Below are 10836 nucleotides of genomic sequence, written 5' to 3' on the forward strand. Positions count from 1 at the left end.
GTGGCGATGTTGCGCAGCGCCGCCGCGAGCTTGCCGAGGTCCAGTTCTGTCAGGTGGTCGAGGAAGTGGCGCCGGACCGAGGCCAGGTTGGTCGGGTAGGCCTCCTCCAGCCGCGCCAAACCCGCGTCGGTGAGGATCGCGTTCCAGCCGCGGGCGTCCTGTTCCGACCGGACCCGGCGGATGAGTCCCTGGCTCTCCAGCCGGCCCGCCAGACGGGTCATGCCGCTCAGTGACATCTCGCAGGTCTCAGCGAGATCGCCCATGCGCAACTGGCGGTCGGGCGCCTCGGAGAGGTTCACCAGAGCCAGGTACTCGGTGAGGGACAGCCGCTGCTCGCGGATCATGTCGGCGTCGAGGGCACGCGGCAGGGAGTAGACGATGCGGCCGAGCGACCGTACGACGGCCTCTTCGTCCGGGGTGAGGGGTCGCAGCTCCCGCTCGACGGGATCGGGCTGCCCTGCTGCACGTGACATGGCCTCATGTTACTTGTCCGGTGAAGGACCTGATCGAGTGCCCCGCAAACCGGTGCCCGGCGGACCGGTGGGCTCCGTGGTGGCGTCGTTGCCACGCCGGAGCCGACCGGTCGCGCCCGTGCCGCCCTGGGCCGGCACGCCCTTCACAGGGCGGCACCCGGGGGCGAGGTGCGGTGCGTGCGTTACGCGGCGGCACGCAGCGGGGCGAGGGCCGCGCTCCAGGCCAGCACCTGGTCGAGGGTGGTGTTCAGGGCCTCCACCTGGAAGTCGCCGGGCTTGAACTCGCTGAAGTTCTCGAAGTCGTTGAACAGCGACAGCGCGACCTGCGCGCGCACGTCCGCCATCTGCAGCTCGGCCGCCACCAGGCGGAGGTGCTCCACCGCGCGGGCGCCGCCCAGGGAGCCGTAGCTGACGAAGCCGACGGCCTTGTTGTTCCACTCGGCGTACAGGAAGTCGATCGCGTTCTTCAGCACTCCGGACGTCGAGTGGTTGTACTCGGGCGTCACGATGACGAAGCCGTCGAAGGAGTCGATCTTGCGCGCCCACTCCTGGGTGTGCGGCTGGGAGTACTGGCCCAGCGACGGCGGCAGCATCTCGTCGAGGTGCGGAAGCTTGTAGTCGAGCAGGTCGACCAGCTCGAACTCCGCGTCGGTGCGCTGCGAGGCGATGTCGCGGACCCAGTGGGCCACGGCCTCCCCGTTACGCCCGGGGCGGGTGCTGCCGAGGATGATGCCGATCTTGATCATGCCAAATCCCTTCACAAAGGCGCTCCCGGTACAGGCCCGGGATATATTTGCTTCGACAAGCAACCTAGGCAGCATATGTTTGCTTCGTCAAGTAAGCGATGTCGCGACCGGTCCACCCCCGACCGTGACCAAGGAACGAGGTGATGTCTGCCATGACCCAGAAGCCGGCACCGTCCGCTGCCGCGCCGCGCCCGCTCACCGCGGACGAGGAGGCCGTCGTCCGGTCCCTTCCGCATCTCGTCTACGCATTGCCGCGCGCGATCGACGCCGCCATGGTCCGCGAGAAGCAGCTGCCCACCACGGAGTACCTGGCCCTGATGCACCTGTCCGAAGCACCGCACCGTCAGCTGCGCATGGGTGACCTGGCCGACGCCTGCGAGATGTCGCTCAGCGGCACGACCCGTGTCGTGCACCGGCTGGAAGGCGAGGGGTTCATCCGGCGGGTGCAGTGCGACCAGGACGGCCGCGGCTGGCACGCCGCCCTCACCGACGCCGGCCTCGCCCGCCTGGAAGAGGCCTGGCCGGCCCATCTGGCCGCCGTCCGGCGCCACTTCCTCGACCACCTGGCCGGCCTGGACCTCAGGGCGCTCGCCGCCGCCTTCCGCAACGTCGCGACCTGAGCGCCGCGCGACCGACACCACAGACAGGAACCACACCATGCAGTTCGGAATCTTCGGCGTGGGAGACGTGGCCCGCGACCCGCTGTCCGGCCGGACTCCCACGGAACACGAGCGGATCAAGGCCCTCGTGGAGTACGCGAGGCTCGCCGAGGACGTCGGTCTGGACGTCTTCGCCATCGGCGAGCACCACAACCCGCCCTTCGTCCCGTCCTCCCCCACCACGCTGCTCGGGTACATCGCGGCACGGACGGAACGCATCCTGCTGTCCACGTCGACCACGCTCATCACCACCAACGACCCGGTGAAGATCGCCGAGGACTACGCGACGCTCCAGAACCTGGCCGACGGACGGCTCGACCTGATGCTGGGCCGGGGCAACACCGGACCCGTGTACCCGTGGTTCGGCCAGGACACCCGTAACGGCATCGCGCTGGCGATGGAGCACTACGCCCTGCTGCGCCGGCTGTGGCGCGAGGAAGTCGTCGACTGGGAAGGGGAGTTCCGGACCCCGCTGCAGGGCTTCACCGCCACCCCCCGCCCGCTGGACGGCGTGGCCCCGTTCGTCTGGCACGCCTCCATCCGCAGCCCGGAGATCGCGGAACAGGCCGCCTACTACGGCGACGGCTTCTTCCACAACAATCTCTTCTGGCCCAAGGAACACGTCCGGCAACTGGTCGACCTCTACCGGCGCCGCTTCGAGTACTACGGGCACGGCCGGGCCGAGCAGGCCGTGGTCGGCCTGGCCGCGCACCTTTTCGTGCGCCCCGCCTCCCAGGACGCCCTGCGCGAGTTCCGCCCCTACTTCGACGGATCCGCCGGCTACGGGAGCGGCCCCTCCCTGGAGGACACCATGGCGCGGACGGCGGTGCTGGTCGGCAGCCCGCAGCAGGTGATCGAGCGGGTGCTCACCTACCGCGAGAACGCGGGCGGCGACTACCAGCGCCAGCTGTTCAACGTGGACGGCATCGGCGTCCCGCACAAGACCGTGCTCGAACAGATCGAGCTGCTGGGCGAGATCGTGCCCGTCCTGCGCGAGGAGTTCGCCCTCGGCCGTCCCGCGCACGTTCCGGACGCGCCCACCCACGCCTCGCTCATCGCCACGGGGCACGCACAGCCGCCGCGGGGGGCGGACCCGACGGCGAGGCGCACACCCGCGGTCGTCCAGCCCTAGCGGTCGAGCAGGTCCAGCGCGCGCTCCCACCGGAACGCGTTGCCGACCTCCTCGCCGGAGTACGGTTCGCCGAAGCGGACGCCCATCCCCCGCAGCCGTATCAGGCTGTCCTGGTAGGCGGGATGAGCCGCCAGCGCGTCCCCGACGCAAGGCAGGACCGCGATCGGGACACCCAGTCCGTACGCCTCGCAGAGGGTGGCGACGGCGAGGGTGTCGCCCAGGCCCGCCGCCCATTTGTTGATGGTGTTGAAGGTGGCCGGCGCCACCGCCACGGCGGCCGGTGGCGGGAAGGGGCGCGGATCGTCCGGCGTGCGCCAGGCAGACCGGATCGGACGGCCGGTCCGCGCCTCGACGGCGGCGGTGTCGAAGAAGCCGCCCATCGCGACCGGCGTCGCGATGACGCCCACCTCCCACCCCCGCTCCTGGGCGGCGGCGATCAGCTCGCCCACGTCCGCGGCGATCCCGGCGGCGCAGACGACGACGTAGAGGAAAGGTTTCCCGTCCTGTTCGGTCACCCGGGAACCCTACTGAACCGGGAACGACCACCCGCGCTCGGCCGCCGGCCGCGGGCCGTGGATACGGCGCGCACTGTCCTCGATGGCCACGTCGTTGATGCTGGCCTCGCGCCGGGTCATCAGGCCGCTCGCGTCGAACTCCCACAGCTCGTTGCCGTACGACCGCCACCACTGGCCGTCGGCGTCCCGGCACTCGTACTGGAAGCGGACCGCGATGCGGTTGCCGTCGAACGCCCACAGGTCCTTGCGCAGGGCGTACTCCAGCTCGCGCTCCCACTTCGCGGTGAGGAACGCGACGATCTCGGCGCGGCCGGTGACGAAGGTGCCGCGGTTGCGCCAGACCGAGTCCTCGGAGTAGGCGAGCGCGACCTTGTGCGGGTCGCGGGTGTTCCAGGCGTCCTCGGCGGCCTGCACCTTCTGCGCGGCGCTCTCGCGGGTGAAGGGCGGCAGGGGCGGGCGGGTGCTCATGGGCTCTCCTCGACAGTCGGGTCACGAGGGAGAACGTGCGTTCTCCAACTCGTTGATACGCTAGGAGAACGCGCGTTCTCACGTCAACCGGTACACGCGGTCATCTCGTTCTCACGTCAAGGAAGTGGTCGTCCCATGGACAGCGCAGTCGCCCGGGAGCGGGCTCTGGACGCCGCCGAGCGGCTGTTCTACGGGCGGGGCGTGCAGTCCGTCGGCATGGACGACGTGCGCGGCGCCTCAGGGGTCTCGCTCAAACGCCTCTACCAGCTGTTCCCGGCGAAGGAGCAGTTGGTCGTGGCGTATCTGGAGCGGCGTGACGTGCGCTGGCGCGAGCGGCTCGCCACGTTCGTGGCCGCCCGGGAGGAGCCCCGGGAGCGGATCCTCGCGGTCTTCGACTGGCTTGCCGAGTGGTTCGCCGAGGAGGACTTCCGCGGCTGCGCCTGGATCAACGCCTACGGCGAACTGGGTGCCGTCTCCGACGGGGTGGCCGCGCAGGTGCGGGCGCACAAGCAGGCCTTCCGGGAGTACGTCGGCACCCTGGTGGCCGACGCCGGGCTGCCCGCCGCGCTCACCGCGCCGCTGTACCTGCTGGCGGAGGGCGCCATGGCCACGGCCGGGATCACCGGGAGCGCGGAACCCGCCGCGCAGGCAGGCGAGGGGGCCCGGCTGCTGCTGGCGGCCGATGTCACTTCGGCCGGGGCCGTTCCGTCGCAGGAGTGACGAAGCGGGCTGGAGAGAGGTGACCCGTGGGCGGGCAGGAGGAGCTGGCGGCGCGGTTCGAGGCCGAGCGCGGGCGGCTGCGGGCGGTCGCGTTCCGGATGCTGGGCTCGCCCGACGAGGCGGACGACGCCGTCCAGGAGGCCTGGTTGCGGCTGAGCCGGGCCGGCGGCGACGGCATCGGCAATCTGGCGGCCTGGCTGACCACGGTGGTGTCCCGGATCTGCCTCGACATGCTGCGGACCCGCTCGGCCCGGCGTGAGGAGCCGTACGGCCCCGACCTCGACGGCGACGGCAACGCGCCCGAGGACGAGGCGGTGCTGATCGATGCGGTGGGGCTGGCGCTGCTGGTCGTCCTGGACACGCTGGGGCCGGCCGAGCGGGTCGCGTTCGTGCTGCACGACCTGTTCGCCGTGCCCTTCGAGGACATCGCCCATGTCGTGGGCCGTTCGCGGCCGGCGGCCAAGAAGCTGGCCAGCCGGGCCCGGCACAAGGTGCGGGGCACCCCGGCACTGCCCGCCGCCGAGCTGGACCGCCACCGGCGGGTGGTCGAGGCGTTCTGGCCGCCGCGCGGGGCGGTGACATGGGCGCGCTGCTCGACGTCCTGGCCCCGGACGTGGTCCGCCGGGCCGACCCCGCCGTGCTGCCGCCCGGGACGGCTCCGCAACTGCGGGGCGCCCGTGCGGTGGCCGAGGGGACGGTGCGGTTGCGCGAGCGGTCCCGGCATGCGGCCACGGCCCTCGTCGACGGCCGCGTCGGCGTCGTCGTCGCCCCGCACGGACGGCTGCTCCTCGCCCTCACGGTCACCGTCGAGGGCGACCGGATCGGCTCGTACGAGGTGGTCGCCGACCCTGATCGGCTGCGGCGGCTGGAGCTGGCGGTGCTCGGCGGCCTCAGCTCGCGCTGAAGGCCCGGGCCACCGACAGGCTGTCCTCGTAGACGTGGTGACGGACGATCAGGCCGTCCTCGACGGTGAGATGCAGGGCGAACCGGGCGCGGTAGGCGCGCCCCGTCGACAGGGCCGTCTGGCGGATCTCGCCCAGCACGACGGCGTCGGCGCCGTCCACGAGAACGCGCTCGATCCGGGTGTCCGCGGCGCCGGGGACATGGTGGGCGGCCAACTCGCGGTAGTGGGCGGCGGCGTCACCGTTCGCTCCGCGCTGCGTGATCCACGGGGTGGCGGCGCGGCCGTGCTCGTCGTCCGGCCAGCTCAGCTTCCAGTCGGCGTGTGCGGCGTACAGCTCGGCGATGTGCGCGGGGTCCCCCTGGCCGATCCTGCGGAGCAGTTCGTCGAGCACGGCACGGGTCGTCGTGGCGGTCCCCGTCGGGGTGGCGGTCATGGGGGTCGTCTCCTTCGGGCGGCGGCCGGTGGGGTCGCTCCCGACTCTGCCGTGGGCCCGCGGCCGACGCGATTACCCGGGAGGTAATCGCGGGAGCCGGGAGTGTCGGTGAGGTGGATGAATCCGGTGTTTGCCAGTGTTGAGGCTCCGTGTTGGCCGGCTTCGGTACATGACGATGGGACGGTTGCCATGCCTCTTGAGGGTGAGTACGAGCCCAGCCCCGAGCAGTGGGTTCGCGAGCAGGTGGAGTTGTACGAGAGCTCCGGCGGAACGGAAGGGACGACCCTGCTGGACACCGGGCTGCCCGTCGTCGTGCTGACGACGCTGGGCGCGCAGAGTGGCAAGATCCGCAAGACGCCGGTGATGCGGGTCGAGCACGGGGGCGTCTACGCCGTCGTGGCGTCGCTGGGCGGAGCGCCCAAGCATCCGGTCTGGTACCACAACGTCAAGGCCCATCCCGAGGTGGAGCTCCAGGACGGGCCGGTGAAGCGGGACATGACGGCCCGGGAGGTCACCGGCGCGGAGAGGGAGGCGTGGTGGGAGCGTGCGGTCGCCGCCTTTCCCCCGTACGCCGACTACCAGACGAAAACCGACCGGGTCATCCCGGTGTTCGTGCTGGAACCGGTCGACCGGGACTGAGCCGGCGATTCCCAGGCCCGGGACCGACGCCCCGTGGCCCGGAAACTCTTCCGGGCCCGGCGTGCATGAAGGTGAGGGTGCCGGGCACCCGCACGTCAGGCCCCGCCGCGTTCCCCCGTCGCGGCGGGGCTTTCCCGTGACTCCTGCGCGGGCCGGTCGGTCACGTCGAGGAAGATCTGGCCGGCCTCCGGCACCGCGTGGGCGATCGACCGCTTGATGCGCACGGCGACCTCCTCGACCCGCTCGCTGTCCAGACCGGGCACCAGGTCGACGCGGGCGGCCACGAGCGCCGAGTCGATGCCGGTCTTCATGGTGAACAGCGCCTCCACGCTGTCGATCTCGGGCTGCGCCCGCAGCAGCGAGCAGATCCTGGCGCTCGACTCCGGGTCCGCGGCCTCGCCGATCAGCTGGGTGCGGGCGTCCTTGCCGAGCCGGTAGGCCACGTAGACCAGCAGCGCGCCGATGGCGAGCGACGCGGACGCCTCCCACACCACCTCGCCGGTCACCATGTGCAGCGCCATGCCGATGAGGGCGAGGGTCACACCCAGCACCGCGGTGCCGTCCTCGGCGACGACGGTGCGCAGCGCCGGGTCGCGCAGGCCGTCGGCGAAACCCTGCCCGCGCAGCTGGTGCAGGGCGCGGAGCAGGGACGCGCCCTCGGCGAGGAGGGCGACACCGAGGACGATCATGCCGGCCAGATAGCCGCCGAAGCTCTCCTCGCCGCCCTTGGCGAGTGCCTCGACGCCCTGGAAGAACGAGAAGCAACCGCCCATGACGAAGATCCCGACGGCCGCGAGCAGCGACCAGAAGAACCGCTCCTTGCCGTAGCCGAAGGGATGCCGCCGGTCGGCGGGGCGGCGGCTGCGGCGCAGGGCGGCCAGCAGGAAGACCTCGTTGAGACTGTCGGCCACGGAGTGCGCCGCCTCCGACAGCAGGGCCGGGGAGCCGGCGATCACACCGCCGATCGCCTTGGCCACCGCGATCACCAGGTTGGCCGAGAGCGCGACCAGCACGGTGACACGGGTCTTCCGGTCGGCAGTGTGGTCTGTCCTGCGGTCGGTCATGGGCTCCGTGCCCGCATCCGCCTTCCTCCCCCGGGCCTTCGCCCGCTCCTGGTCTCCGTCCTTCGCTGATTCCGCGGATGTCCCGTTCACCACCGCCGATTGCCCCCGTCGGGGCAGATCACACGGTGCCAGGGGCGGAAACGGGGGAACTCGGGGAACCCGGGTCGACAGCACGCCCGCGGCAGGGAGGAGAGAGGTCATGAGCGGCCAGGGTGACGGGAAGGGCGACGGCAACAGCGCGTACGGTCACAAGTCGTTCCGGCGGTCCAAGAGCCACTTCGCGGACCGGATCACGGCGGACGGCCGGGAGGGCTGGCCGGTCGAGGCGGGACGTTACCGTCTGGTGGTCAGCCGTGCCTGTCCGTGGGCGAGCCGGGCGGCGATCTCACGCCGGCTGCTGGGGCTGGAGGAGGCCCTGTCCATGGCCGTCGCGGACCCGATCCAGGACGACCGCAGCTGGCGCTTCACCCTCGAGCCGGACGGCCGTGACCCCGTCCTCGGCATCCGCTTCCTCGGCGAGGCGTACGACAGGCGGGAGACCGGCTATCCGGGCGGTGTCAGCGTGCCGGCCGTCGTCGACGTGCCCACCGGGCAGCTCGTCACCAACGACTACCAGCAGATCACCCTCGACCTCGCCACCGAGTGGACCGCCCTGCACCGGGAGGGGGCGCCGGACCTGTATCCGAAGAGCCGGCGGGACGAGATCGACGAGGTGATGGCGGGCGTCTACCAGGACGTCAACAACGGGGTGTACCGGGCCGGTTTCGCCACCGGACAGGATGAGTACGAGGCCGCCTGCTCGGACGTCTTCCGCCGGCTGGAGCTGCTGACCCCGCGGCTGGCAGGGCAGCGCTACCTGGTCGGCGACACGATCACCGAGGCGGACATCAGGCTGTTCACGACGCTGGTCCGGTTCGACGCGGTCTATCACGGTCACTTCAAGTGCAACCGGTGGAAGCTGACGGAGAACCAGGTGCTCTGGGCGTACGCCCGCGACCTGTTCCAGACGCCCGGCTTCGGCGACACCGTCGACTTCGACCACATCAAGCGGCACTACTACCAGGTGCACACCGGCATCAACCCGACCGGGATCGTACCGCTCGGCCCGGACCTCGGGGGCTGGCTCGCCCAGCATCACCGGGAGGAACTCGGCGGGCGCCCGTTCGGTGAGGGCACCCCTCCGGGGCCGGTGCGCCCGGGCGAGGAGGTCCCGGTGACCGGCCGACCCTGAGCCGGCGTAGCACCGTAACCCGTAGCCGTAGCCCGTAGCCCATAGCTCACGATCGATCGAACCAAGGAGACCCAGGTGGCCAAGAAGAAGAAGCAGAAGCTCCCCGTCGCCTACCAGCCCGTCGGCTGGCTGCTGGGGTGGGCCGGCGGCTGGCTGGCCGGGCTCGCCTTCCGCAAGACGTGGATGGCGATCCGGCACGAGCAGGACGCGCCGGACGCGCTGGACCCGGACCGCAAGTGGGGCGAGATCCTGCTGGCCGCCGCCGTCCAGGGCGCCATCTTCGCCGCGGTGCGCAGCGCCGTGGACCGCGGTGGCGCCAAGGCCATCGAGCGCTCGACCGGCGTGTGGCCGGCGGCGCAGAAGGGCGGCCGGGACTGACGCCGGCCCTGGTCAGCCCTGCTTCGGCGCCGTCGGCACAGCACGGCGCAGGGTGAAGGAATGGCCCGCCGGGTCGGAGTAGCCGCGTTCCCCGGACGGCCCGACGGCGGAGTCCTTCGTGTCCACGGGGCGTCCCCCCAGCGAGACGACGCGGCGCTCGGCGGCGTCCAGGTCCGTCACGATGAACTCCAGGTGCGCCTGGAGGGAGTTCTCGGGGCGCGGCCAGCTCGGCGGCGTGGCGTTGACGTCGCGCCGGAACGCCAGACGGGTGCCGTCGGAGTTGCGGATCTCCACGCGGTTGGCGGTCGCGTCGGTCTCCTCGGCCTCCAACAGCTCCCTGTAGAACACGGCGAGTTTCTCGGGCTCGGCGCAGTCGAGCACCAAGACGCCCGCGGTCACCACTGACATGTCTTCCTCCGAAGGGTTCGTGGGTGCGGGACGATGCTGTCCCGCCGCCCTGTCCTTGCGGTTGTCCCGGCCCTGCGGAATCAGGCCGCTCACTTGCAGCCCAGACCGGGCTGCACCTGGGGCCAGGACTCCACCTCGCCGAAGGTGCCGACGTACACGGCCGCGCTGTCGGCGGTCCGCCAGAGGCGGCGTTCGCCGAGGTGGTGGCCGGTGTCGCGGGCGTCTGCGGGGAGGCGGGTGGTGGGAAGGTAGGGACCGGTGAGCATGGTGGTGGGGAGGGCGCCCTCGGGGTCACGGGCGTAGGTGGCCCCTCGGGTCTCCAGGAAGGTGACCGCCCGCCACCCGCAGTGCGCGTCGCCCCGGGTGGTGTGGAGTTCGGTGAACGGCACGCGGTGGCCGTGGGCGTCGGTCCAGATGTCGTAGGGCTGGGTGTCGGTGAACGACGCCGGGAGTTCGGCCGGGTCGCACGCGGCGCTCGTCTCCGGACCCCAGCCCGGGGAGTCCGGGCGGTCCTTGGCGACCACGACCGCGACCTTGGTCCGGCCGGCCACGTCGAAGGAGTACAGGACGCGGTCGGCCGTCTCGCGTTCCGCGCGATAGCCGTGGTCCGGCTCCTCGGGCTGTTCGAGGTCGAGGTAGGCCGCGAGGCCCTCCTCGGGTGTGGCGCCTCCGTCGGCCTCGCCCCAGCCTCGGCTCGAACCGCCCGTGTAGATCTCCCCGTCGCACTCCAGGGCCCGGCCCGCGGCGCCCGAGTCCAGGTGCGGGGCGGGTTCGGCGCGCTCGCCGAGGGGGCGTGCGGGGATGTGCAGAGGCCCGTCGTAGGGCTTCGCCGGAGGTGTGCCGGTGATCACCAGGTCCTCGCGGTCGCCGGAACCCGGGTCGCATCCCTTCGCCGTCGCCGCTGTCACCGCTGTCAGGAGCGCCACCGCCGCCCTCAGCCCTCTGCGCATGTGTGCCACCTCTGTCCGCGCGCCCGCCGTCGTCCCCCTCCGACGCGGCAGCCGCCCGGAACGTTTGGTCAGCGCGTCGTCCGGAACGTGCGGCGGTACGCCTGCGGTGAGACGCC

General features: G+C 71.8%; 14 protein-coding genes and 1 pseudogene. 7 read left to right on the plus strand and 8 right to left on the minus strand.

Annotation, left to right across the window (positions count from 1 at the left end; genetic code table 11):
* Together AB0O67_RS33850 and AB0O67_RS33855 are read right to left on the minus strand one after the other, a co-directional pair.
* On the minus strand, positions 1-473 hold a 473-nt coding region (locus AB0O67_RS33850; protein WP_365458733.1), incomplete at its 3' end, for a MarR family transcriptional regulator.
* A gap of 182 nt (positions 474-655) precedes the next feature.
* Complete coding sequence (locus AB0O67_RS33855; RefSeq protein ID WP_365458736.1) at positions 656-1219, minus strand: NAD(P)H-dependent oxidoreductase; 564 nt, start codon at positions 1217-1219, stop codon at positions 656-658.
* Between the two features lie 152 nt (positions 1220-1371).
* Between AB0O67_RS33855 and AB0O67_RS33860 the strand changes: the two genes are divergently transcribed.
* Positions 1372-1839, plus strand: coding sequence for a MarR family transcriptional regulator (locus AB0O67_RS33860; RefSeq protein ID WP_365458739.1), 468 nt, complete (start codon positions 1372-1374; stop codon positions 1837-1839).
* Between the two features lie 37 nt (positions 1840-1876).
* Positions 1877-3010 carry a CE1758 family FMN-dependent luciferase-like monooxygenase gene (locus AB0O67_RS33865; RefSeq protein WP_365458742.1) on the plus strand — a complete coding sequence of 378 codons (1134 nt, stop codon included), beginning with the start codon at positions 1877-1879 and terminating at the stop codon, positions 3008-3010.
* Here the strand turns inward: AB0O67_RS33865 and AB0O67_RS33870 are convergent.
* A complete protein-coding gene (locus AB0O67_RS33870; protein ID WP_365458745.1) occupies positions 3007-3525 on the minus strand; it encodes a flavoprotein in 519 nt (172 codons plus the stop codon). The two genes, AB0O67_RS33865 and AB0O67_RS33870, sit on opposite strands and share 4 nt — an antisense overlap.
* Before the next feature lie 9 nt (positions 3526-3534).
* A complete protein-coding gene (locus AB0O67_RS33875) occupies positions 3535-3993 on the minus strand; it encodes a nuclear transport factor 2 family protein (protein WP_365458748.1) in 459 nt (152 codons plus the stop codon).
* A gap of 135 nt (positions 3994-4128) precedes the next feature.
* Between AB0O67_RS33875 and AB0O67_RS33880 the strand changes: the two genes are divergently transcribed.
* Positions 4129-4713, plus strand: coding sequence for a TetR/AcrR family transcriptional regulator (locus tag AB0O67_RS33880; protein WP_365458751.1), 585 nt, complete (start codon positions 4129-4131; stop codon positions 4711-4713).
* Between the two features lie 26 nt (positions 4714-4739).
* Positions 4740-5617, plus strand: a pseudogene (locus AB0O67_RS33885) (sigma-70 family RNA polymerase sigma factor).
* Here the strand turns inward: AB0O67_RS33885 and AB0O67_RS33890 are convergent.
* Positions 5604-6050 carry a nuclear transport factor 2 family protein gene (locus AB0O67_RS33890; RefSeq protein WP_365458754.1) on the minus strand — a complete coding sequence of 149 codons (447 nt, stop codon included), beginning with the start codon at positions 6048-6050 and terminating at the stop codon, positions 5604-5606. The pseudogene AB0O67_RS33885 and the gene AB0O67_RS33890 sit on opposite strands and share 14 nt — an antisense overlap.
* 189 nt (positions 6051-6239) lie before the next feature.
* On the opposite strand from AB0O67_RS33890, the gene AB0O67_RS33895 reads away from it, so the two are divergent.
* Positions 6240-6689: a nitroreductase family deazaflavin-dependent oxidoreductase gene (locus tag AB0O67_RS33895; RefSeq protein WP_365458757.1), complete on the plus strand. Its 450-nt coding sequence runs from the start codon at positions 6240-6242 to the stop codon at positions 6687-6689.
* 95 nt (positions 6690-6784) lie between these two features.
* Here AB0O67_RS33895 and AB0O67_RS33900 read toward each other — a convergent pair whose 3' ends face one another.
* Positions 6785-7753, minus strand: a complete 969-nt coding sequence (locus tag AB0O67_RS33900) for a cation diffusion facilitator family transporter (protein ID WP_365458760.1) — start codon at positions 7751-7753, stop codon at positions 6785-6787.
* A 199-nt stretch (positions 7754-7952) separates the two neighbouring features.
* Here AB0O67_RS33900 and AB0O67_RS33905 point away from each other — a divergent pair, with 199 nt between their 5' ends.
* Both AB0O67_RS33905 and AB0O67_RS33910 read left to right on the plus strand, forming a co-directional pair.
* On the plus strand, positions 7953-8984 hold the full coding sequence (locus AB0O67_RS33905) for a glutathione S-transferase C-terminal domain-containing protein (RefSeq protein ID WP_365458763.1): 1032 nt from the start codon (positions 7953-7955) through the stop codon (positions 8982-8984).
* A 75-nt stretch (positions 8985-9059) separates the two neighbouring features.
* Complete coding sequence (locus tag AB0O67_RS33910; RefSeq protein WP_365458766.1) at positions 9060-9362, plus strand: DUF4235 domain-containing protein; 303 nt, start codon at positions 9060-9062, stop codon at positions 9360-9362.
* A gap of 12 nt (positions 9363-9374) precedes the next feature.
* On the opposite strand, the gene AB0O67_RS33915 is transcribed toward AB0O67_RS33910, so the two are convergent.
* Both AB0O67_RS33915 and AB0O67_RS33920 read right to left on the minus strand, forming a co-directional pair.
* Positions 9375-9770, minus strand: a complete 396-nt coding sequence (locus AB0O67_RS33915; RefSeq protein ID WP_365458769.1) for a VOC family protein — start codon at positions 9768-9770, stop codon at positions 9375-9377.
* An 89-nt stretch (positions 9771-9859) separates the two neighbouring features.
* On the minus strand, positions 9860-10720 hold the full coding sequence (locus AB0O67_RS33920; RefSeq protein WP_365458772.1) for a hypothetical protein: 861 nt from the start codon (positions 10718-10720) through the stop codon (positions 9860-9862).
* Positions 10721-10836 lie beyond the last annotated feature (116 nt).

This window comes from Streptomyces sp. NPDC086077 (genome assembly GCF_040686175.1).
Lineage (GTDB): Bacteria > Actinomycetota > Actinomycetes > Streptomycetales > Streptomycetaceae > Streptomyces.